Genomic DNA, 20,952 nt, shown 5'->3' on the forward strand with positions numbered 1-20,952 from the left:
CCCGACATGAGCAAGCCCCGCATTCTTCTGGCACGCGCGCTGTTTCCTGAAACCGTGGCGCTGCTGTCGCAGCATTTCGAGGTCGAGCACAACCAGGCGGACGAAGCCTGGGACGCCGCGCAACTCATCGCGCGCCTGCAGGGCAAGCAGGGCGTGCTGACCACCGGCAGCGAGCGCATCGACGCCACCGTATTGGCGGCCTGCCCGGAGCTGCGCATCTGCGCCAACATGGCCGTGGGCTACAACAACTTCGACGTCGATGCCATGAGCGCGGCCGGCGTGCAGGGCACCAACGCGCCCGACGTGCTCACCGAGACCACGGCCGACTTCGGCTTTGCGCTGCTGATGGCCACCGCGCGCCGCATTACCGAGAGCGAGCACTTCCTGCGCCGCGGCGAATGGAAGCGCTGGCGCTACGACATGTTTGCCGGTGCCGATGTGCATGGCAGCACGCTGGGCATCCTGGGCATGGGCCGCATCGGCCAGGGCATAGCCCGGCGCGGCGCGCATGGCTTTGGCATGAATGTGGTCTACCACAACCGCTCGCGCCTGGCCCCGGCGCTGGAGGCCGAATGCAAGGCGCGCTATGTCGACAAGCAAGAGCTGCTGCAGACGGCCGACCACCTGGTGCTGGTGCTGCCCTACAGCGCGTCATCGCACCATGCCATTGGCGCAGCAGAGCTGGCCTTGATGAAGCCCACTGCGACCCTGATCAACATTGCGCGCGGCGGCATCGTGGACGACGCTGCACTGGCGGCTGCGCTGCGCGAAGGCCGCATTGCCGCCGCCGGGCTGGACGTGTTCGAGGGCGAGCCGCGCGTGCACCCTGATCTGCTGGCGCTGACCAACGTCGTGCTCACGCCGCACATCGCCAGCGCCACGGTGCCGACCCGGCGCGCCATGGCCGGGCTGGCGGCGGACAACCTGATTGCCTTCTTCCATGGCGATGGCCCGCTTACGCCGGTCAATACGGTGGCGGGGAGGGCGGTTTGACCGACATCGGCCTGGAGCGTTGGGCGCTGTTGCTACTGGCGCTTGTCAATGTGTTGTTGTTGGTCGTGTTGCTGCTGCGGCGGCCAGGGAGCGAGGGGCGGGATGAGTTGTTGAGCGCCATCGACGGCGCCAGTGAGCGCAGCGAACGCGGCGAGCGCGAACTGCGCCGTGAACTGGCAGGCGACGCGCGCAGCGGCCGGCAGGAGCTGGCGCAGGCCTTTGCCACCTTGCAGCGCAGCCTGTCCGCGCAAAGCGCAGAAGCCATACGCACGCAGAACCTGCAGATCGATGCCTTTGCGCAGCAGCTCACGTTGCTGCAGAACACGCTGGCCACGCAACTGCAGGGCTTGTCTGAATCCAACGCGCGGCGCATGGCCGAGGTGCGCGCCACGCTGGAGACGCAACTGGCGCAACTGCAGCAGTCCAACGCCGCCAAGCTCGACGAGATGCGGCAGACCGTAGACGAGAAATTGCAGAACACGCTGGAAACCCGTCTGGGCGAAAGCTTCAAGCAGGTGGCCGACCGGCTGGAGCAGGTGCACAAGGGCCTGGGCGAGATGCAGTCGCTGGCCAATGGCGTGGGTGACCTGCAGCGCGTGCTGACCAACGTCAAGACGCGCGGCATGTTTGGCGAGGTGCAACTGGAGGCGTTGCTGGAGCAGGTGCTGACGGTGGAGCAGTACGGCAAGCAGGTCGAGACCCGGCCGCGCAGCGGCCAGCGCGTGGACTTTGCCATTCGCTTCCCCGGCCGTGGCGACGATGGCGCACCGGTCTGGCTACCGGTCGACGCCAAGTTCCCGCGCGAAGACTACGAGCGCCTGCTGGACGCCCATGACCGCGCCGACGCCGCAGGCGCCGAGGCGGCCGCCAAGGCGCTGGAGGCGCGCATCCGTGCCGAGGCCAAAACCATCTCCGAGAGCTACCTGTCGCCGCCGCACACCACCGATTTCGCCATCCTGTTCCTGCCGATTGAAAGCCTCTACGCCGAGGTGCTGCGCCGGCCCGGCCTGATGGATGCGCTGCAGCGCAACTACCGCGTCACGCTGGCCGGCCCGACCACCTTGCTGGCCATGCTCAACAGCTTGCACATGGGCTTTCGTACGCTGGCGCTGGAGCGCCAGGCGTCGGAGGTTTGGCGCGTGCTGGGCGCGGTCAAGACCGAGTTCGAGCGCTACGGCGAATGGGTGGTGCGCATCCGCGAGCAGGTGCACAAGGCCGCCGACACGCTGGACAAGGCCGACACCCGCACCCGGCAGATGCGCCGCGCGCTGAAGAACGTCGAGGCGCTGCCTGATGCGCAGGCCCAGGCATTGCTGCCGGCCACCGACGACGAGGCAGAGGGCGAGCCCGCCCCATGACGCCTGAGCTGATCCGCCTGATCCTGGCGCAGGTTTTTCTGCACGCCGCCATGGCCGGCACCCGCATGACCGCGCCGCTGCTGGCGCTGTCCGAGGGCGATAGCCCGGCTGCGGTGGGTGGCCTGCTGGCGCTGTTCGCGCTGGCGCAGGTCTTTCTTGCGCTGCCGGCGGGCCGCTTTGCCGACCGGCATGGCCTGCGCCGGCCGCTGTCCTATGCGGTGGTGGCGGCCGTGATCGGTGCGGGCAGTGCGGCTGCATTCCCGATCTATCCGGTGCTGTGCCTGGCGGCCCTGCTCACCGGCGGCGCTACCGGCACGGCGGTGATCGCGCTGCAGCGCCATGTCGGCCGTGCCGCCGAAAGCGCCACGCAGCTCAAGCAGGTGTTCAGCTGGCTGGGCATTGCGCCTGCGGTGGCGAACTTTGTCGGGCCGTTCGCGGCCGGGCTGCTGATCGACCATGCGGGCTACCGCACGGCGTTTGCCGTGATGGCCGGCCTGCCGCTGGTGTGCTGGTACATGGCGCGCCGCACGCGCGAACTGCCGCCGGTGGTGGTGGCGCCGCAGTCGGGCAAAGGCCCCAAGCCGCGCGTCTGGGACCTGCTGCGCGTCGTCATGTTCAGGCGCCTGCTGTTCGTGAACTGGCTGCAGTCGTCCTGCTGGGACGTGCATACCTTCGTGCTGCCGCTGATTGGCCACGAGCGCGGCTTCAGTGCCTCCACCATCGGCACCATCCTGGGCGTGTTTGCGGTGGCGGCGGCCGTGGTGCGCCTGGTGTTGCCGTTGGTTGCTGCGCGGGTGCGCGAGTGGGCGGTGATCGCCACCTCCAGCATTGTCACGGCCGTGCTCTTTGCGGTCTACCCGCTGCTGCCTTCGGCCTTTGCCATGGGTGTGTGCTCGGTGCTGCTGGGCTTTTCGCTGGGCGCAGTGCAGCCCATGGTGATGAGCATGCTGCACCAGGTGACGCCGCATGCGCGCCACGGCGAGGCGCTGGGCCTGCGGCTGATGACCATCAATGCCTCGAGCGTAGTCATGCCCGTTCTGTTTGGCGCGGCCGGCGCGGTGGTGGGGATATCAGGCGTGTTCTGGATTGTGGGCCTGGTGATAGGCGGCGGCTCGCGCGCCGCCTGGTCGCTGCGCGACGGCCTGCCGGCCGCGCAGCAGCAGGATCACAGCCGGTAGAAGGCCTGGATGTAGTCCCAGGCGTCTTGCGGGTCGTCGGTCAGGTGGAACAGCTTCAGGTCGGCGGCAGAGATCGTGCCTTCTTCCACCAGCACGTCGAAGTTGATCAGGCGCGTCCAGTAGTCGCGCCCGAACAGCACGATGGGCACTTGCCGCGACTTCTTGGTCTGCACCAGCGTCAGCACCTCGAACAGCTCGTCGAGCGTGCCAAAGCCGCCGGGGAAGGCCACCAGCGCCTTGGCGCGCATCATGAAATGCATCTTGCGCAGCGCGAAGTAGTGAAACTTGAACGACAGGCTGGGCGTGATGAAGCGGTTGCCGCTCTGCTCGTGCGGCAGGGCGATGTTCAGGCCCACCGTGAGTGCGCCGGCCTCGTGCGCGCCGCGGTTGGCGGCTTCCATGATGCCGGGGCCGCCGCCGGTGCAGATGTAGAGCTGCTCTTCGCGCGGGCGGGGCAGGCTGTCGGTGGCCACTAGCCGGGCAAAGAGGCGGGCCTGCTCGTAGTAGTGGGCGTTTTTCACCTTCAGGCGGGCAGCGGCTACTGCGTCTGCGTCGCCTGCGGCCTCGGCGGAGGCCAGCAGCGCCTGGGCCTCGTCCGGCGGCAGGAAGCGCGCGCTGCCGTAGACGACGATGGTGTTGTCGATGCCTTGGGCCTGCTGTTCCAGGTCGGGCTTGAGCATTTCCAGCTGCAGGCGGATGCCGCGGGTTTCACGGCGGATCAAAAACTCCGGGTCGGAAAAGGCCAGCCGGTAGGCGTCGGCCTGGAGGGCGTTGCCGCTGTCGGCATAGGCTTGCAGTTCTGCCCAGGCATCGGCGATGCGGCGGTCGTTCAGGTTGTGGGTGTTGTCCATTCCGCCGATTGTCGGGGATGCGGCGGGGGCGCGCAGGTCCGGCAGCAGTCAGCCGCTTGCACTATGCTCGCGCGCCATGACTGCGCCAGCCTATCGATTCCGCGACCTGCTACAAGAACGCGCCTTTATCCGTTTCTGGGCCACCCGGCTCTTTGGCACCGCAGGGCAGCAGATGCTGATGGTGGCCGTGGGCTGGCAGATGTACGAGCTGACCAGCAGTGCCTGGGACCTGGGCCTGGTCGGGCTCTACCAGTTCGCGCCGGCGCTGTTGCTGACGCTGGTGGCCGGCCATGTGGCCGACCGCGTGCACCGTGGCCGCATCGTGGCTGCCTGCCTGGTGGCGCAGGCCGTGGTGGCGCTGACCCTGGTGCTGGCCACACAAGGCCATTGGGTGGGACGCGATCTGTTGCTGGGCCTGTCGGTGCTGCTGGGCATGGCGCGCGCCTTTCAGATGCCGGCGCAGCAGGCGCTTACGCCCATGCTGGTGCCGGCACTGATGCTGCCGCGTGCCATGGCCTTCTCGTCGGCCGGGCAGCAGGCCGCCATCATCGGTGGGCCGGCGCTGGGTGGGCTGGTGTTCGTGGCGGGGGCGACTGCGGTGTACGCCACCTGCACGGTGCTGTTTGTGATCGGCTGCGTGCTGATCTCCCAGGTGCGTTATGCCCACGCACCAGCGCCGCGCGAGCCGGTGTCGGTGCAGACGTTGCTGGCGGGCGTGCGCTTCATCTGGCAGCGCAAACCGGTGCTGGGCGCGGTGTCGCTGGACCTGTTCGCGGTGCTGCTGGGCGGCGCGGTGGCGCTGCTGCCGATCTTCGCGCGCGACATCCTGCATACCGGGCCCTGGGGCCTGGGCCTGCTGCGCTCGGCGCCGGCAGTGGGGGCCTTGACCATGTCCATCGTGCTCACGCGCTGGCCGCTGGAGCGGCGCGTGGGCGTGTCCTTGCTGGGCGCGGTGGCGCTGTTTGGCGTGGCGACCTTGGTGTTTGGGCTGTCGCACAACATCTGGGTGTCGCTGGTGGCGCTGGCCGTGACCGGCGGCGCAGACATGGTGAGCGTGGTGGTGCGCCAGACGCTGGTGCAGCTGGAGACGCCCGACGCCATGCGCGGCCGGGTCAGCGCGGTCAACTCGGTCTTCATCGGCGCCAGCAACCAGCTGGGTGAATTCGAATCCGGCGCCACGGCCGCGCTGCTGGGGCCGGTCGGCTCGGTGGTGCTGGGTGGTGTGGGGACGGTGGCTGTGGCGCTGCTGTGGTTCCGCTTCTTCCCTTCGCTAGCGAAGCGCGACCGAATTACAGGCGACGCCTGATCGTCCCCGCCGTGCTTGCGGCACACTGCGGGGATGTTGCAGAACTTTACCGAACGCTTACTCGCCCGGGCCTTGGCGCCGCTGGTCCGGCGCGGTTCTTTGACCATTGCCTTGCCCTCGGGCCGGCGCTTGGAGCTGGGCGATGGCGGCACGCCGCAGGTGGCGATCCGCTTCACCGATGCCGCCGCCGTGCGTGCGCTGCTGCGCGACCCGGATCTGCAACTGGGCGAGCTGTTCATGGACCAGCGCCTGTGCGTGGAGCAGGGCAGCGTCTACGACCTGCTCGAGCTGCTGCTGCGCGATTCCAAGCAGGTGCGGCCCGGCCTGGCGGTGCGCGTGCTGGACCGGGTGCGCATGGGCCTGCGCGGCTTTCTGCAGCGCAACCTGCCGGCCAAGGCACGTGCCAATGTGGCCCACCACTACGACCTGGACGACCGGCTCTACCGCCTGTTCCTGGATGAGGATCGGCAGTATTCCTGCGCTTACTTTGAGTCGCCCGAGCAGGACCTGGAGGCGGCCCAACTGGCCAAGAAGCGCCACATCGCGGCCAAATTGCTGGTGGAGCCGGGCCAGCGCGTGCTGGACATAGGCTGCGGCTGGGGCGGGCTGTCGCGCTACCTGGCGGCGGTGGCGGGCGCGGGCCATGTCACCGGCATCACGCTGTCGACCGAGCAGATCGCCGAGGCCGAGCGCCTGCGCGCCGCCACGCCGCAGCCCGACGCGCTGGAGTACCGGCTGGAAGACTACCGCGCCACGCAAGGGCGCTTTGATCGCATCGTCTCGGTGGGCATGTTCGAGCACGTGGGCCACAAGTTCCACGACGCCTTTTTTCGCCAGTGCTACGAGCTGCTGGAAGACGATGGCGTGATGCTGTTGCACTTCATCGGCAACTCTGACGTGCCGGACTTCAACAACCCGTGGATAGAGAAGTACATCTTTCCTGGCGGCAGCCTGCCATCGCTGTCGGAGTGCACGCCGGCGATAGAACGCTCGGGCCTGGTCGTGACCGATATCGAGATCCTGCGCCTGCACTACGCGCGCACCCTGCGCCTGTGGCGCGAGCGTTTTCTGGCGCGGCGCGAAGAGGCGCGCGAGCTTTATGACGAGCGCTTTTGCCGCATGTGGGAGTTTTATCTGTCGATGTCGGAGACGGCCTTTCGCTACCAGGACATCGCCATCTTCCAGATCCAGCTGGCGCGCCGGCAAGAGGCCGTGCCGCTCACCCGGGGCTACGTCGCCGAGCGCGAAGCGGCGCTGCGGCAGCGCGAGGCTGAGCCTGCACCGCTACCGAAAATATTGGTCAAAATGGCCTGAAGTCCAGGTGGGTCAACGGCTTTGTGCTAGAAAAAACGTAGCAGTGTAGACGCCTGCCAGCGTCAGCAGCAGCGAGCCGGCCACGTGCAGCAAGGCGGTGCCAAAGGCCAGGGCCAGGCGTTGCTGCAGCAGCATGCCCACCACCTCGGCCGAGAAGCTGGAGAAGGTCGTGAGGCCGCCCAGGAAGCCGGTCACCAGTGCCAGGCGCCACACCGGGTCGAGCTGCGGCAGGCTCTGGAACACCGCCACGCAGATGCCGATCAGGTAGCCGCCGATGAGGTTGGCGGCCAGCGTGCCCCAGGGCACGGTGGTCGCATGGGTGTTCAGCCAGAGGCCCAGGCCCCAGCGGGAGAGGGCGCCAATGCTGGCGCCGATGCAGATGGCGATGACGGGAAGCATGGCGGCGGGGCGGGACGAATACGGCGGAGCGCGCAGTATCGCCGCAAGCCGAGAGGCCCTATCCGCACGCGGCAGCGCGGGCAGCTGAATTTATGAAGAAAAGTGCCTGAAACCCAGGACTGGCGCCGGCTATTAGCTATATATTTTGTAGCTACTGAGCGTCGCCTGCCGGGCCATCGCCCAGGCCTTGCGGCACATCGGTGCGCCCGGCCCGGCGCGCCCGGAACAGCGCCGCGCGCATCAGGAAGATGGTGGTCACCGGCACCGTCAGCGCGACAAAGATGGCAATCAGCAGCGCGTGCACTGACAGCGTGCCCTCGCGGGCCGAGAAGTAGATGATGGTCGCGGCCACCAGCGACCAGCAGCCCATGGTGGCGCCCAGCGTGGTGGCGTGAATGCGCTGGAAGAAGCTCGTCAGCCGCAGCACGCCGACCGAGCCCAGCAGCGCCAACAGGCTGCCCAGCAAGGCCAGCAGGCCCACGGCGATCTCGGCCCAGAAGGGCAGCGCTGCCGGGATCATTCGATCACCTCGCCGCGCAGCAAGAACTTGGACATGGCGGTGGAGCCGACAAAGCCGAACAGCGCGATCAGCATGGCCGCTTCGAAGTACATGCTGCTGCCATAGCGCAGGCCCAGCACCAGCATGGCCAGCATGCCGTTGATGTAGAAGGTGTCCAGCGCCATCACGCGGTCCTGGGCGGTGGGCCCGCGCAGCATGCGCAGCAGACAGCAGGCCATGGCCAGCGCCAGGCAGCCCATGGCGGTCCACAGCGACCAGATCAGGAAGGGGCTCATTCGAAGATCTCCATCAGCGGGCGTTCGTAGCGCTGCTTGATGTCGGCCACCAGCCGGGCCGGATCGCGCGCATCGAACACATGCAACAGCAGCACGCTGCGGTCCAGCGCCAGCTCGGCCCAGGCCGAGCCCGGCGTGGCGCAGAGGATCAGTGCCAGCACCGCGAGCGCGTTCGGGTCGCGCAGTTCCAGCGGCACGTGGACGAAGCCCGAGGGGATGTCGCTGGCGCGCCGCGTCAGCAGCAGCCAGGCCACCTGCAGGTTGGAGCGCAGGGCATCGGCCAGCACCGTGGCCAGCAGCCGGCAGGCCGTCCAGGGCCGGCGCACGCGTACTGGCGCCGGCCGCAGGCTGTCGGTCAGCAGCGGGCCGGCAATGGCGATCAGCAGCGCCATCGCCAGCGAAGGCGGGGCCAGCGACTGCACCAGCAACAGCCACAGGCCGAACAGGGCTGCCGACAGCAGCGGATGGGGGACAAGGCGCCGGATCATGGTGTTGCCGCCGGCTTCTGCGGGTTGGGCACGGGCCGCGCCTGCATCACCGCCTGCAGGTAGGCCTGTGGCTGCCGCAGCGCGTCGGCCGTGTCTTGCGTATAGCGCAGCGCCCGGCCGCCAAATACCGTCAGCAGCACGCAGCCCAGCAGCAGTGCGCCGATCGGTACGCCTTCGGCAATGCGCAGCGTTGGCACGCCGCGCCCCTGCGCCGCCCAGAAATGGCGGATGCCGGCGCGGCTCATGGCGATCAGGCTCAACAGGCCCGAGCCGATCACCAGTGCCAGCAGCGTCCATTGCGGCGCACCCGGCGTGTTGGAGATCCCCGGCACGCCGGCCACATCGGTAATGCCATGGCCCAGGCCCAGCGGGTTGAGCAGGGCCGACAGCATCGCCATCTTGCCGATGAAGCCCGACAGCGGCGGCAACCCGGCGATCAGCACCGCGCAGCCCATGAAGGCCAGGCCCAGGAAGGCGATGGCCGCGGGAATGGCCCGGCCGATCAGCACCTGCTGCTCTTCGTCGAGGTTGATGCCCACCAGCGGCTTGAGGTCGGGTGAGAGGAAGGGCGCGTGGTCGCCCTGCTCATGCGGCGCGAAGGTGGCGCCATCGTTGCGCCAGCGCTCGATCAGGTCCACCACCAGGAACAGCGCGCAGGCCGCCAGCGTGGACGACAGCATGTAGTACAGCGCCCCGGCCGTGAGCGCGCTCTGGCCAAAGCCAAAGGCCGCCAGCAGCGTGCCGGAAGACACCACCACGCCATAGCCGGCCAGGTTGCCAAGCTTCTGCGAGGCCACCATGCCCACGGCGCCAAACACCAGGGTCAGCATGCCGCCCGCGATCAGCCAGTTGCCGCCAAAGAAGGCCGAGGCGCCGGCGTCTGCCGAAAACAGCAGCGTCCACAGCCGCAGCAGCGTGTAGAGGCCGACCTTGCTCATGATGGCAAACAGCGCGCCCACCGGCGCCGTGGCCGCGCTGTAGGCCGGCACCAGCCAGAAGTTGAGCGGCCAGATCGCCGCCTTGGCCAGGAAGGCCACCGCCAGGATGCCGGCTGAGGCATGCAGCAGGCCACGGTCGGCCGCTGCCACCTGCGGAATGCGCAGCGCCAGGTCCGCCATATTGAGCGTGCCGGTCACGCCATACAGCATGGAGGCGCCGATCAGGAACAGTGAGGACGCGGCCAGGTTGATGGCGATGTAGTGCAGACTGGCCTGCACCCGGATGCGGCCCGAGCCGTGCAGCAGCAGCCCGTAGGAGGCGGCCAGCATGATCTCGAAGAACACGAACAGGTTGAACAGGTCTGCCGTCAGAAAGGCGCCGGCCAGCCCCATCAGCTGGAACTGGAACAGCGGGTGGAAGTGCACCCCGGCACGGTGCCAGCGCGCCGCAGCAAACAGCACCGAGGCACAGGCCACCAGGCCGGCCAGCACCAGCATCAGCGCCGACAAGCGGTCGATCGCCAGCACGATGCCAAACGGCGCCTGCCAGTTGCCGGGCAGGTAGATGCCCACGGCGGCCTGGCCGGCCTGGCCCTGGCCGTCGACCCAGCGCAGCAGGGCGATGGCTATGGCAAACCACAGCGCGGTGGAAAACAGGTTGATTGCGACCTTGAGGCGCCGCTGCTCTTCGCCCAGCAGCAGCATCAGGGCGCCGGTGGCCATGGGCAGCAGGATCGGCACCACCAGCAGGTGCGGCATCAGCCAGGCGGTCATCGGCCGTCCTCCAGCTCACCGGCCGGGGCCAGGTTCTTGCCCAGGTCTTCCGTGCCGTCCACGTGGTCGGAGCCAGACAGCCCGCGCAACGCCATCATCACCACCAGGAACAGTGCCGTCATGGCAAAGCCGATCACGATGGCGGTCAGCACCAGGGCCTGCGGCAGCGGGTCGTCATAGTGCTGCAGCGTGGCCGGCAGGTGCGGCAGCAGCACCGGCTCGCGGTCTATCGAGAGCCGGCCCATGCCAAAGATGAACAGGTTGACCGCATAGGCGATCAGCGACAGGCCCATGATGACCTGGAAGGTGCGCGGCCGCAGCAGCAGCCAGACGCCGGAGGAGGTGAGCACGCCGATGGCGATGGCCAGCACGATTTCCATCAGGACGGTTCTCCGCGGTGGTCGGCAGTGCCGGGCAGTTGCACGCCTTCTTCGTCATCATCGTCGCGCGCCGAATAGCGATGTGCGCGCACCGACTGGTGGGCCAGCGCGGTCAGGATCAGCAGCGTCGCGCCCACCACCAGCGTGAACACGCCAATGTCGAAGAACAGGGCGCTGGCGATATGCATGTCGCCCAGCAGCGGCAAGTGCAGATGCATGGTGTGCGTGGTCATGAAGGGGTAGCCCCAGAACCACGAGCCCACGCCCGTGGCTACGGCCGTGAGGATGCCGTAGGCAATCCAGTGGCGCGGCGCCAGCCGCAGATGCGCCTCTACCCACTGCGTGCCCGACACGATGTACTGCAGCAGCAGCGCCACCGACATCACCAGCCCGGCGACAAAGCCGCCGCCCGGTTCGTTGTGGCCACGCAGGAACAGGTAGACCGCCACCACGCCGGCCAGCGGGAACAGCAGGCGCACCAGCACGGCCGGCACCATCAGGTAGCCCACGGCGGTGTCGGCCGCGTTGCGCGGGTTGATCAGGTCGGTGGAGGTGCCTTCGGCCTGGTTGCGCTGCTGCGGCGGCAGCTGCATGGTTTCGCCGGCCGGCCGGAAGCGGCGCAGCAGCGCGTAGACGGTCAGCGCCACGATGCCCAGCACCACGATCTCACCAAAGGTGTCGAAGCCGCGGAAGTCCACCAGCATGACGTTGACCACGTTGGTGCCACCGCCTTCGGTCAGCGCGCGTTCCAGGAAGAACTGCGAAATGCTCTGAGGGAAGTCCCGCGTCATCATGGCAAAGGCCAGCAGCGCCATGCCGCCGCCCGCAGCCAGCGCCAGCAGCAGGTCGCGCACGCGCCGCAGCCGCTGCCGGCGCGACTGCTGGGCAAAGGCGCGCGGCACCTCGATGCGGCGCGGCAGCCAGCGCAGCCCGAGCAGCACCAGCACGGTGGTCACCACTTCGACGGTGAGCTGGGTCAGCGCCAGATCGGGGGCAGAAAACCACATGAAGGTGATGCAGCTGACCAGGCCAGCGCCGCCCAGCAGCGTGAGCGCCGCCAGCCGGTGGTACTTGGCCTGCCAGGCCGCGCCGATGGCGCAGGTGATGCCGATCAGCCAGAGCAACAGGAAGGTGGGCGACACCGGCAGCAGCGCGCGGTCGCCAAACGGCAGGCCGCGGCCCCATAGCGCGGCGGCGCCGGCCACCACGGCGGCGGCCACCAGCCAGCGCAGCTGCGGCTGCAGGCGGCGCGTGCCCAGCAGGCGCCGGCCACTGCGGCCGAGCAAGCCCAGCAGCGTGAGCAGGCCGTGGAAGATGCGCTGGCCATCCAGCAGTCCGACCAGCGGCGGGTGGCTGATGCGGCCGCTGGCCATCAGGCGGCGCAGCACCAGGTACAGCAGCACGCCACCGGCCAGGGCCACCAGGCTCATCGCAAACGGCAGGTTGAAGCCATGCCATACCGCCAGGCTGTACTCCGGCAATGGCCCGCCCACCACGGGTTGGGCGGCGGCGCCCAGCACCTGGCCAACCGAGAACTGCGGCGCAACCCCGACCACCAGGCAAGCCAGCACCAGCAGCTCGACCGGCACGCGCATCCAGTGCGGGGGCTCGTGTGGTTCGTGCGGCAGGTCGGTGGCACGCGGGCCAAAGAACACGCCCCAGCTAAAGCGCAGCGCATAGGCCACGCTGAAGATGCCGGCCACCGTGGCGGCTACCGGCAGGCCGATCTCTATCCAGCGCGAGGCGCTGACGAAGGTCGTCTCGGCAAAGAACATTTCCTTGGACAAAAAGCCGTTGAGCAAGGGCACGCCCGCCATGGCCGCGCTGGCCACCAGGGCCAGCGTGCCGGTGATCGGCATGGCGCGGAACAGCCCGCTGAGCTTGCGGATGTCGCGCGTGCCGGTTTCGTGGTCGATGATGCCCGCAGCCATGAACAGCGAAGCCTTGAAGGTCGCGTGGTTCAGGATGTGGAAGACGGCGGCCACCGCGGCCATCGGGCTGTTGAGGCCCAGCAGCAGCGTGATCAGGCCCAGGTGCGAGATGGTCGAGTAGGCCAGCAGCCCCTTGAGGTCGTTCTGGAACATCGCCGCATAGGCGCCCAGCAGCAGCGTGCACACGCCCGCGCCGCCCACGATCCAGAACCATTCATCCGTGCCCGATAGCACCGGCCACAGCCGCGCCATCAGGAACACGCCCGCCTTCACCATGGTGGCCGAATGCAGGTAGGCCGACACCGGCGTGGGCGCCGCCATGGCATGCGGCAGCCAGAACTGGAACGGGAACTGCGCGCTCTTGGTCAGCGTGCCCAGTAGTATCAGTACCAGGGTCCAGAGGTAGAGCGGGTGGGCACGAACCACATCGCCTGCGCCCAGCACCACGTCCAGGTCGTAGCTGCCCACGATGTGGCCCAGCAGCAGCATGCCGGCCAGCAGGCACAGCCCGCCAGTGCCGGTCACCGTCAACGCCATGCGCGCGCCGCGCCGTGCATCCTTGCGGTGGTGCCAGTAGCCGATCAGCAGGAAGGAGAACAGGCTGGTCAGTTCCCAGAAGAAGGCGATCTGTATCAGGTTGCCCGACAGCACCACGCCGGCCATCGCACCCATGAAGGCCAGGAAGAAAGAGAAGAAGCGCGGCACCGGGTCGGCCGGCGACATGTAGTAGCGCGCGTACAGCACCACCAGCGTGCCTATGCCCAGCACCAGCATGCAGAACAGCCAGGCAAAGCCGTCCATGCGCAGCGAGAACTCCAGCCCGATCGAGGGGATCCACGAGAAGGTCTGGCGGATCACACCGCCGTTGGCGATGCGTGGGAAATACAGTGCGGTCTGGATGGTGCACCACAGGCCGATCAGGCCTGCCAGCGTCGACTCGCGGTTGCGCGCGTTGGCTGGCAGCAAGGCCGCGATCAGGCTGCCGGCAAAGGGGAGGATGACAAGCGCAAGGAGTTGTGACATTCGCCGCAGATTCTAGTGGGCACCCCCCTCTTGTCTGCTCTTGCGCCGGTCGGTTTGCGGGGTCTTTGCCCCGGCTTGCAGGTGCACCCGGCCGGTGCGTGCTGCTGCTTCAGTTGGCCGCTGCGCCAGGGGCGGCCGGATGCGGCTCCTGCGGATAGGGCTGGCCGTTGACCGTCAGGCCCTCTGTCGAATACCTGCGGGCACTGGCCTTGCCCACGCCCTTGACCCGCGCGATGAAGTCGTCCCAGTCCTTGAATGGCGCCTTCTCGCGCTCTTTGAGGATGCGGTCTGACGTGGCCGGCCCTATGCCCTTGATGCCGTCCAGATCCATGGCGCGGGCCTGGTTCACGTCGACCGCTGCGAAGGCCTGGAGGGCGCAGAACGCTGCGGCAGCGAGCAGGATCTTCTTCAGCATGGGCGGCCTTTCGGATGTTTAAAGTTCTTCGACGCGGCGCGGCGGGTAGCTGTCCCAGGTCTGGCAGCCCGGGCATTGCCAGAAGTGCTGCTTGGCCTCGAAGCCGCAGGCTGCGCAACGGTAGCGGGTCAGCGGTTTGGTGGCGTGCTCCAGCGCGCGTTGCACCACGGGGTGGAACTGCTCCTGCTCCAGCGTCTCGCCGGCCAGCCACTTGGCGGCGGCCACCAGCGAGGGCTCGCGCTCCAGGTGGCGCACATACCAGTCGCGCGCCGGGCCGCTGGCGGCGCCGCCCTGCAGCGTCACGATGGCGTCGAGCACGTCGAGCGAGGGCTCTTCGGCGTGGCGTTCGGTCAGCAGTGCCTGCGCCGCATCGGCGCGACCGCAGGCCTGTGCCGCCTCAACGAACTGTGCGGCCACCAGTGGCAGCGCAGTGGGGGCGACGTCGGCCAGCGTGCGCAAGGTGTCGAAGGCTGCCGCCGGTTGGCGCGCCTGCAATTGCAGGGCGGCCAGCTCGATGCGTGGCCGCGGTGCCGTGGGCGCCGAGGCCATGGCCTGCTCCAGCAGCGCCCGCGCCGCATCGACCTGGCCGGTCGCGGCCTGGGTGGCAGCTTGCTCGCACAGGTAGTGCGCACGTCGGGTGCTGAAGTTGCCCTGGCCGGAGGCGGTCAGCCGCTCGGTGATGGCGGCAGCCTGCTGCCAGTCGCGCGAGCGTTCGTAGATGGCCAGCAGCGCCAGGCGGGCCTGTTCCTCGAAGGGCGTGCCTTCCAGTCGGCGCAGGGCTTCTTCCGCGCGGTCGAGCAGGCCGGCCTTGAGGTAGTCGAGCGCCAGCGCATGCTGGGCCCGCTCCCGGTCGGCGCGGTTGATGTCACCACGCGACAGCAGATGCTGGTGCACGCGCACGGCACGTTCGTATTCGCCGCGGCGGCGAAACAGGTTGCCCAGCGCAAAGTGCAGCTCAGAGGTGTCCGGGTCGTTCTGCACCGCCTCGATGAAGGCATCGATGGCCTGGTCTTGCTGCTCGTTGAGCAGAAAGTTCAGGCCCTTGAAATACGCCTTGGGTGCCTGCCGGTTTTCCATGCGAAGCTGGCGCAGGTCAAAGCGCGAGGCGAACCAGCCAAGCACAAAGGCCACCGGCAGGCCCAGCAGGATCCAGCCCAGCCCGATATCAAAGTCCATGCGGGATCTGGGTAATGGGAGGAGGGCTCTCGGTCGCGGGAGCAGCCGGAGCCGCCGCGGGTGGCGTGGCCAGGTGTGCACGGCGAGCGGCGCTGCGGTGCGTCCACCAGCGCGGCACCATGCCCAGCACGCCCACCACGATGCCGAGCGCAAAGGCACTCAACACCACCAGCACCAGCGAGGTGGTCCAGTGGGTGCCGAAGAAAAAGTAGACCGTCGCCTCCTGCTGGTTATTCAGGGCGAAAGCGAACAGCGTAAAAAAAATGGCTGCCTTGAGCAGCCACGAGAGGTATTTCATCGTCTCCTCGTGCGTGACGGGGAGATTCTAGTGTTGTGTCAGCGGTGAGGTGACGGAAGTGCGCGCAGCCATCGGCGTGCAGCGCAAGGCGCGGGCCGTAGCCCAGGCTGAAGCCTGGGCAAGGACTGCAACGCAGCGATGCGCGTCGAGGGCAAGTGCACGCCGGCAGATCACGCTTGACGCGACGCTGGTCATCAGCGCCGGGTTGCAGCCTCTGGCGCCTGCAGCAATTGTGCAGTGCGTTCATCCACCGCCTCGCGCAGGCCCTTGCCTGGCTTGAAGTGGGGGACGCGCTTCTCGGGAATCGCCACGCTTTCGCCGCTACGGGGATTGCGCCCCATGCGCGGCGGCCGGTGGTTGACCGAGAAGCTGCCAAAGCCACGGATCTCGATGCGGTGCCCGCGCACCAGAGCATCGCTTATCGCGTCCAGGATGGTCTTGACGGCCGTTTCCGCATCGCGATGGGCCAGTTGGCCAAAGCGTGCGGCGAGTTCCTCGACGAGATCGGAGCGGGTCATGAAGAGCGGTGCAAAGAGTACGGGCGGAAAGCGCGACCGGGTACGCAGGCGGCTGGGCCGCCATGTGCACCCGGTGCTCTGACTTAGCTGTTGTTGCCGTCCAGCTTGGCGCGCAGCAGGGCGCCCAGGCTGGTCGTGCCGGCGCTTTCGCGCGACGATTGCTGGCTCAGGTTGGCCATCGCGCCTTGTTCGTCAGCCATGTCCTTGGCCTTGATCGACAGCTGGATGTTGCGGGTCTTGCGATCCACGTTGACCACCACGGCGGTGACTTCGTCGCCTTCCTTCAGCACGTTGCGCGCGTCTTCCACGCGGTCACGGCCGATTTCGCTGGCGCGCAGGTAGCCGATGATGCCGTCGGCGAGTTCGATCTCGGCGCCACGTGCATCCACGGTCTTGACCTTGCCGGTCACGATCTGGCCCTTGTCATTGACAGTGGTGAAGGTCGTGAATTCGTCGGAGTCGAGCTGCTTGATGCCCAGCGAGATGCGTTCGCGGTCCACGTCCACTGCCAACACGATGGCTTCGACTTCCTGGCCCTTCTTGTAGTTGCGCACGGCGGCTTCGCCGGTTTCGTTCCACGAGAGGTCAGACAGGTGCACCAGGCCGTCGATGCCGGCAGCCAGGCCCACGAACACGCCGAAGTCGGTGATCGACTTGATCGGGCCCTTGACGCGGTCGCCGCGCTTGGTGTTTTGCGCGAACTCTTGCCATGGGTTGGCCTTGCACTGCTTCATGCCCAGGCTGATGCGGCGCTTGTCTTCGTCGATTTCGAGGACCATGACTTCGACTTCGTCGCCCAGGGACACGAGCTTGCTCGGGGCGATGTTCTTGTTGGTCCAGTCCATTTCAGACACGTGCACCAGGCCTTCGATGCCGGGTTCGAGTTCGACGAACGCGCCGTAGTCGGCAATGTTCGTGACCTTGCCGAACAGGCGGGTCGATTGCGGGTAGCGGCGCGAAACGCCCATCCATGGGTCGTCGCCCATTTGCTTGAGACCCAGCGAGACACGGTTCTTTTCGGTGTCGAACTTGAGGATCTTGGCGGTGATCTCTTGACCAGCCGTCACCACTTCCGAAGGGTGACGGACACGGCGCCATGCCATGTCGGTGATGTGCAGCAGGCCGTCGATGCCGCCGAGGTCCACGAACGCACCGTATTCGGTGATGTTCTTGACCACGCCGTTGACGATGGCGCCTTCCTTCAGCGTTTCCATCAGCTTGGCGCGCTCTTCGCCCATGGAGGCTTCCACCACGGCACGGCGCGACAGCACGACGTTGTTGCGCTTGCGGTCGAGCTTGATGACCTTGAATTCGAGGGTCTTGTTCTCGTACGGGGTCAGGTCCTTGACCGGACGGGTGTCGATCAGCGAGCCCGGCAGGAATGCACGGATGCCGTTGACCAGCACGGTCAGGCCGCCCTTGACCTTGCCGCTGGTGGTGCCGACGACGAATTCGCCGGATTCCAGGGCCTTCTCGAGGCTCATCCACGAGGCGAGGCGCTTGGCCTTGTCGCGCGAGAGGATGGTGTCGCCGTAGCCGTTTTCGATGGCGTCGATGGCCACCGAGACGAAGTCGCCGACCTGGACTTCGACTTCGCCCTTGTCGTTCTTGAATTCCTCGAGCGGCACGTAGGCTTCGGACTTGAGGCCGGCGTTGACCACGACGAAGTTGTGCTCGATGCGCACGACTTCCGCGGTGATGACTTCGCCTGCGCGCATTTCAGAGCGCTGCAACGATTCTTCAAAAAGGGCGGCAAAAGATTCAGACATGGATTTTCCTATCCGCACGACAGGTTTCCGACAGCGGAATTGCTATCGTTTTTATGGCTGTGTGCGGCAGTGGTGTGCGGGGTTGCCGCGGTTAGGTTGTGAACCCCTGCAGTCTGTGCGCATGCTGCGCGGCGGGAACTGCAAGGGACCGTGTCAGCCAGCCGACAAGGCGTCGAAAGGCTGTTTGCCCTGCCACCAGGCAAGTACCTGCTCGACCGATTGCTCGATGGTCAAGCCGGAGTTGTCCAGTGACAGGGCGTCTTGTGCCGGCTTGAGTGGTGCAACGCTGCGAGAGGCATCCCGCAGGTCGCGCGCTTCCAAGTCGGCACGAAGCTCGCTGATATTAGCCGAAATTCCCTTAGAAATCAACTGCTTATGGCGCCGCTCGGCGCGCTCGGCGGCGCTGGCGGTCAGGTAGACCTTGAGCCTGGCGCCGGGGAAGATCACGGTGCCCATGTCGCGGCCGTCGGCGACCAGGCCGGGCAGTTGGCGAAAACCGTGCTGCAGCGCGACCAGCGCTTCGCGCACGGCGGGCAGGGCCGAGACGCGCGAAGCATTCATGCCGGCTTCCTCGGTGCGGATTTCTTCGGTCACGTCGTCCGTGCCCAGCCAGACGCGGCCGGCGGCAAAGCGCACGGGCAGGCTGCGCGCCAGCAGGGCGATGGCGGCCTCGTGCGCCGGGTCTATGGCCAGGCCCGCGCGCAGTGCCGCCAGCGCGGTGATGCGGTACATGGCGCCGGAGTCAAGGAAGTGGTAGCCCAGTTGCTCTGCCACGGCGGCGGCCACCGTGCCCTTGCCAGAGGCCGTCGGGCCGTCGATGCAGAGCACGGGAATGCGCTCGACCGGCGTCTGGGTGACGCTGAACAGCGCCTCAAAGTAGTCCGGGAAGGTCTTGGCCACGCATTTCGGGTCGAGGATGCGCACCGGCACGCCGTCCGGGTTGAAGGCGGCCAGCGAGAAGCACATTGCCACTCGGTGGTCGTCATAGGTGTGGATGCTGGCCGGCCGCCATTGGCCGGCGGGCAGGGGGTGGATGCGCAGCCAGTCCGGGCCTTCTTCCACCGTGGCGCCGAGCTTGCGCGCCTCAGTGGCCATGGCGGCGATGCGGTCGGTTTCCTTGACGCGCCAGCTGGCGATGTTGCGCAGTGTGCTGGGGCCGTCGGCGTACAGCGCCATCACCGCCAGCGTCATGGCCGCGTCGGGGATGTGGTTGCAATCGAGGTCGATCGCCTTCAGTGGCCAGGCGCCGCGTGTGATCTCCAGGTGGTTGGGGCCGCTGGCTATCTGTGCGCCCATCAGGCGGGCGGCTTCTACAAAGCGGATGTCGCCCTGGATCGAGTCCTCGCCCAGGCCCTGGATTTTTATGCTTTTTTGGCCTGTAGCCGGCGTGGATATTGCGCCTAAAGCTATGAAATAGCTAGCAGAGGAGGCGTCGGCCTCGACATGGATGCTGCCTGGTGAGCGGTAGCGGCTGCCGGCGGGGATGGTGAAGCGCTGCCAGCCGTCGCGCTGCACGGCAATGCCAAAGCGCGCCAGCAGGTTGAGCGTGATCTCGATATAGGGTTTGGAGATCAGCTCGCCTTGGACTTCGATCACGATGTCCTGCCGGGCGACTAGTGGCAGCGCCAGCAGCAGCGCCGTCAGGAACTGGCTGGAGACATCGCCGCGCACCGGAATGGGCGCATCCAGCTTCAGTGCGGGTTGACCAATCGCCAAGGGCGGAAAGCCCGGGTTGCCGAGGTAGTCGATCTTGCAGCCGAGCGCGCGCAGTGCATCGACCAGATCGCCAATTGGCCGCTCGTGCATGCGGGCCACGCCTTCCAGCGTGAAATCGCCGCCCAGGATGGCCAGCGCCGCTGCCAGCGGGCGCATGGCCGTGCCCGCGTTGCCCAGGAACAGTTTGGCCGGCGCCGTCGGCGCTCGTCCGCCCAGGCCGGTGATGGCTACGCTGCTACCGGTGCGATCCACGCCGCAGCCGAGCTGGGCCAGCGCAGCCAGCATGACGCGGGTGTCGTCGGAGTCGAGCAGGTCGTGGACCTCGGTCGTGCCCTCGCTCAGGGCCGCCAGCAGCAGCACCCGGTTGGAGATGCTCTTGGAGCCGGGCAGCTCAATGCTGCCGCCGGCCGTGGCCAGCGCGGGGAGGTCGAGGAATTCGGTGGCGTACATGCGTTACTCGGGAGCGGTGGCAGTGCCCATGCGCCAGGCGCTGCGCGTGTCGTTGGCGCGGGCGATCAGGGCCTCGATGGCGGCGCCGTCGTTGCGCGCCATGGCTTCTTCCAGCGCGGCCAACGCCGTCTGGAAGGCGTGCGACTGGCGCTGCAACTCGTTGCGGTTGGCCAGCAGGATGTCGCGCCACATCACCGGGTCGCTGGCGGCAATGCGGGTGAAGTCGCGAAAGCCCGGGCCGCCCAGGCTGAGAAATTCCTGGCCCTGCGGCTGGTCAGTGATGGCGTTAACGGCGGCAAAGGCCAGCAGGTGCGGCAGGTGGCTGACCGCGGCAAAGGCCGCGTCGTGGGTTTCGGGCGCCATCTGGCGCACGCGGCAGCCCAGCGCCTGCCAGACGGCGGTGGCGCGCTGCAACTGGGCGGTGAGGGTGCGCTCTATTGGCGTCAGGATCACCTGCCGGTCGCGGTAGAGGTCGGCATGGGCGTGGCCGACGCCGGCCGTTTCGGCGCCTGCAATAGGGTGTGCCGGCACAAAGGAGCCAATGCGGTCGCGCAGCGCATGCCGCGCGGCTTCCACCACGTCGGACTTGGTGGAGCCAACGTCCATCACCAGCATTTGCGGCGTGACCAGGTGGCGTATCGCCTTGAGTGTGGATTCAGTAGCGGCAACCGGGACGGCCAACAGCACCAGATCTGCGCCGGCCACGGCCAGCAGCGCCGAGGGCGCTTCGACATCGATGATGCCCAACTGGCGAGCGCGCTCTGTGGTCGTGGGCGACTTGCTGTAGCCCACCACGCGCTTGACCAGGCCGGCGCGCTTGAGCGCCAGCGCGAACGAGCCGCCCATCAGGCCGCAGCCGATAAGGCCTAGCTGCTCGAACAT

At 67.5% G+C, this 20,952-nt stretch carries 20 protein-coding genes; 5 read left to right on the forward strand and 15 right to left on the reverse strand.

The genetic code is table 11. From position 1 onward, the window contains the following. The first annotated feature begins 6 nt into the window (after positions 1 to 6). The 3 genes from AAFF27_09870 to AAFF27_09880 are packed head-to-tail and all read left to right on the forward strand — an operon-like array spanning position 7 to position 3,529. Positions 7 to 993 carry a D-glycerate dehydrogenase gene (locus AAFF27_09870; protein ID XAH25477.1) on the forward strand — a complete coding sequence of 329 codons (987 nt, stop codon included), beginning with the start codon at positions 7 to 9 and terminating at the stop codon, positions 991 to 993. After that, positions 990 to 2,351 (forward strand): DNA recombination protein RmuC, encoded by a 1,362-nt coding sequence (rmuC, locus tag AAFF27_09875; GenBank protein XAH25478.1) that lies wholly within the window; start codon positions 990 to 992, stop codon positions 2,349 to 2,351. Before AAFF27_09870 ends, rmuC begins: the two co-directional genes overlap by 4 nt. After that, positions 2,348 to 3,529, forward strand: coding sequence for an MFS transporter (locus AAFF27_09880; GenBank protein XAH25479.1), 1,182 nt, complete (start codon positions 2,348 to 2,350; stop codon positions 3,527 to 3,529). Before rmuC ends, AAFF27_09880 begins: the two co-directional genes overlap by 4 nt. On the opposite strand, the gene AAFF27_09885 is transcribed toward AAFF27_09880, so the two are convergent. Further along, positions 3,517 to 4,380: a TIGR00730 family Rossman fold protein gene (locus AAFF27_09885; protein ID XAH25480.1), complete on the reverse strand. Its 864-nt coding sequence runs from the start codon at positions 4,378 to 4,380 to the stop codon at positions 3,517 to 3,519. The genes AAFF27_09880 and AAFF27_09885 overlap by 13 nt on opposite strands. 76 nt (positions 4,381 to 4,456) lie before the next feature. Between AAFF27_09885 and AAFF27_09890 the strand changes: the two genes are divergently transcribed. Continuing rightward, on the forward strand, positions 4,457 to 5,686 hold the full coding sequence (locus tag AAFF27_09890) for an MFS transporter (GenBank protein XAH25481.1): 1,230 nt from the start codon (positions 4,457 to 4,459) through the stop codon (positions 5,684 to 5,686). 99 nt (positions 5,687 to 5,785) lie between these two features. Continuing rightward, positions 5,786 to 7,000, forward strand: coding sequence for a cyclopropane-fatty-acyl-phospholipid synthase family protein (locus AAFF27_09895; GenBank protein XAH25482.1), 1,215 nt, complete (start codon positions 5,786 to 5,788; stop codon positions 6,998 to 7,000). 12 nt (positions 7,001 to 7,012) lie between these two features. Here the strand turns inward: AAFF27_09895 and crcB are convergent, their stop codons facing one another. The 14 genes from crcB to AAFF27_09965 form a co-directional block, all read right to left on the reverse strand. Continuing rightward, positions 7,013 to 7,399, reverse strand: coding sequence for a fluoride efflux transporter CrcB (crcB, locus tag AAFF27_09900; GenBank protein XAH25483.1), 387 nt, complete (start codon positions 7,397 to 7,399; stop codon positions 7,013 to 7,015). Between the two features lie 151 nt (positions 7,400 to 7,550). After that, the gene (mnhG, locus tag AAFF27_09905) at positions 7,551 to 7,919 is read right to left on the reverse strand and encodes a monovalent cation/H(+) antiporter subunit G (protein XAH25484.1); all 369 of its coding nucleotides are present in this window, start codon (positions 7,917 to 7,919) and stop codon (positions 7,551 to 7,553) included. Then, positions 7,916 to 8,194: a K+/H+ antiporter subunit F gene (locus tag AAFF27_09910; GenBank protein XAH25485.1), complete on the reverse strand. Its 279-nt coding sequence runs from the start codon at positions 8,192 to 8,194 to the stop codon at positions 7,916 to 7,918. Before AAFF27_09910 ends, mnhG begins: the two co-directional genes overlap by 4 nt. Further along, a complete protein-coding gene (locus AAFF27_09915) occupies positions 8,191 to 8,679 on the reverse strand; it encodes a Na+/H+ antiporter subunit E (protein ID XAH26196.1) in 489 nt (162 codons plus the stop codon). The genes AAFF27_09910 and AAFF27_09915 overlap by 4 nt, the downstream gene beginning before the upstream one ends. Further along, on the reverse strand, positions 8,679 to 10,394 hold the full coding sequence (locus AAFF27_09920; protein XAH25486.1) for a monovalent cation/H+ antiporter subunit D: 1,716 nt from the start codon (positions 10,392 to 10,394) through the stop codon (positions 8,679 to 8,681). The genes AAFF27_09915 and AAFF27_09920 overlap by 1 nt, the downstream gene beginning before the upstream one ends. Further along, positions 10,391 to 10,774 carry a Na+/H+ antiporter subunit C gene (locus AAFF27_09925; GenBank protein XAH25487.1) on the reverse strand — a complete coding sequence of 128 codons (384 nt, stop codon included), beginning with the start codon at positions 10,772 to 10,774 and terminating at the stop codon, positions 10,391 to 10,393. Before AAFF27_09925 ends, AAFF27_09920 begins: the two co-directional genes overlap by 4 nt. Continuing rightward, on the reverse strand, positions 10,774 to 13,728 hold the full coding sequence (locus tag AAFF27_09930) for a monovalent cation/H+ antiporter subunit A (protein ID XAH25488.1): 2,955 nt from the start codon (positions 13,726 to 13,728) through the stop codon (positions 10,774 to 10,776). The genes AAFF27_09925 and AAFF27_09930 overlap by 1 nt, the downstream gene beginning before the upstream one ends. Before the next feature lie 109 nt (positions 13,729 to 13,837). Then, the gene (locus tag AAFF27_09935) at positions 13,838 to 14,143 is read right to left on the reverse strand and encodes a DUF655 domain-containing protein (protein XAH25489.1); all 306 of its coding nucleotides are present in this window, start codon (positions 14,141 to 14,143) and stop codon (positions 13,838 to 13,840) included. An 18-nt stretch (positions 14,144 to 14,161) separates the two neighbouring features. Further along, positions 14,162 to 15,319, reverse strand: a complete 1,158-nt coding sequence (gene lapB, locus AAFF27_09940) for a lipopolysaccharide assembly protein LapB (GenBank protein ID XAH25490.1) — start codon at positions 15,317 to 15,319, stop codon at positions 14,162 to 14,164. Then, complete coding sequence (locus AAFF27_09945; protein ID XAH25491.1) at positions 15,309 to 15,617, reverse strand: LapA family protein; 309 nt, start codon at positions 15,615 to 15,617, stop codon at positions 15,309 to 15,311. The genes lapB and AAFF27_09945 overlap by 11 nt, the downstream gene beginning before the upstream one ends. 194 nt (positions 15,618 to 15,811) lie before the next feature. Continuing rightward, positions 15,812 to 16,135, reverse strand: a complete 324-nt coding sequence (locus AAFF27_09950) for an integration host factor subunit beta (protein ID XAH25492.1) — start codon at positions 16,133 to 16,135, stop codon at positions 15,812 to 15,814. An 83-nt stretch (positions 16,136 to 16,218) separates the two neighbouring features. After that, complete coding sequence (rpsA, locus tag AAFF27_09955; GenBank protein ID XAH25493.1) at positions 16,219 to 17,904, reverse strand: 30S ribosomal protein S1; 1,686 nt, start codon at positions 17,902 to 17,904, stop codon at positions 16,219 to 16,221. Between the two features lie 153 nt (positions 17,905 to 18,057). After that, on the reverse strand, positions 18,058 to 20,070 hold the full coding sequence (locus tag AAFF27_09960) for a bifunctional 3-phosphoshikimate 1-carboxyvinyltransferase/cytidylate kinase (GenBank protein ID XAH25494.1): 2,013 nt from the start codon (positions 20,068 to 20,070) through the stop codon (positions 18,058 to 18,060). A 3-nt stretch (positions 20,071 to 20,073) separates the two neighbouring features. After that, positions 20,074 to 20,952, reverse strand: coding sequence for a prephenate dehydrogenase/arogenate dehydrogenase family protein (locus tag AAFF27_09965; GenBank protein ID XAH25495.1), 879 nt, complete (start codon positions 20,950 to 20,952; stop codon positions 20,074 to 20,076).

It is taken from the genome of Xylophilus sp. GW821-FHT01B05, assembly GCA_038961845.1.
GTDB lineage: Bacteria > Pseudomonadota > Gammaproteobacteria > Burkholderiales > Burkholderiaceae_C > Xylophilus.

What these genes read in the sequence shown, in the direction of transcription:
- AAFF27_09870 (XAH25477.1), top strand. Translation starts at nt 7, where the DNA reads ATGAGCAAGCCCCGCATTCTTCTGGCACGCGCGCTGTTTCCTGAAACC.
- AAFF27_09880 (XAH25479.1), top strand. Translation starts at nt 2,348, where the DNA reads ATGACGCCTGAGCTGATCCGCCTGATCCTGGCGCAGGTTTTTCTGCAC.
- AAFF27_09885 (XAH25480.1), bottom strand. Translation starts at nt 4,380, where the DNA reads ATGGACAACACCCACAACCTGAACGACCGCCGCATCGCCGATGCCTGG.
- AAFF27_09890 (XAH25481.1), top strand. Translation starts at nt 4,457, where the DNA reads ATGACTGCGCCAGCCTATCGATTCCGCGACCTGCTACAAGAACGCGCC.
- crcB (XAH25483.1), bottom strand. Translation starts at nt 7,399, where the DNA reads ATGCTTCCCGTCATCGCCATCTGCATCGGCGCCAGCATTGGCGCCCTC.
- mnhG (XAH25484.1), bottom strand. Translation starts at nt 7,919, where the DNA reads ATGATCCCGGCAGCGCTGCCCTTCTGGGCCGAGATCGCCGTGGGCCTG.
- AAFF27_09910 (XAH25485.1), bottom strand. Translation starts at nt 8,194, where the DNA reads ATGAGCCCCTTCCTGATCTGGTCGCTGTGGACCGCCATGGGCTGCCTG.
- AAFF27_09920 (XAH25486.1), bottom strand. Translation starts at nt 10,394, where the DNA reads ATGACCGCCTGGCTGATGCCGCACCTGCTGGTGGTGCCGATCCTGCTG.
- AAFF27_09925 (XAH25487.1), bottom strand. Translation starts at nt 10,774, where the DNA reads ATGGAAATCGTGCTGGCCATCGCCATCGGCGTGCTCACCTCCTCCGGC.
- AAFF27_09930 (XAH25488.1), bottom strand. Translation starts at nt 13,728, where the DNA reads ATGTCACAACTCCTTGCGCTTGTCATCCTCCCCTTTGCCGGCAGCCTG.
- AAFF27_09935 (XAH25489.1), bottom strand. Translation starts at nt 14,143, where the DNA reads ATGCTGAAGAAGATCCTGCTCGCTGCCGCAGCGTTCTGCGCCCTCCAG.
- lapB (XAH25490.1), bottom strand. Translation starts at nt 15,319, where the DNA reads ATGGACTTTGATATCGGGCTGGGCTGGATCCTGCTGGGCCTGCCGGTG.
- AAFF27_09945 (XAH25491.1), bottom strand. Translation starts at nt 15,617, where the DNA reads ATGAAATACCTCTCGTGGCTGCTCAAGGCAGCCATTTTTTTTACGCTG.
- AAFF27_09950 (XAH25492.1), bottom strand. Translation starts at nt 16,135, where the DNA reads ATGACCCGCTCCGATCTCGTCGAGGAACTCGCCGCACGCTTTGGCCAA.
- rpsA (XAH25493.1), bottom strand. Translation starts at nt 17,904, where the DNA reads ATGTCTGAATCTTTTGCCGCCCTTTTTGAAGAATCGTTGCAGCGCTCT.
- AAFF27_09960 (XAH25494.1), bottom strand. Translation starts at nt 20,070, where the DNA reads ATGTACGCCACCGAATTCCTCGACCTCCCCGCGCTGGCCACGGCCGGC.
- AAFF27_09965 (XAH25495.1), bottom strand. Translation starts at nt 20,952, where the DNA reads ATGTTCGAGCAGCTAGGCCTTATCGGCTGCGGCCTGATGGGCGGCTCG.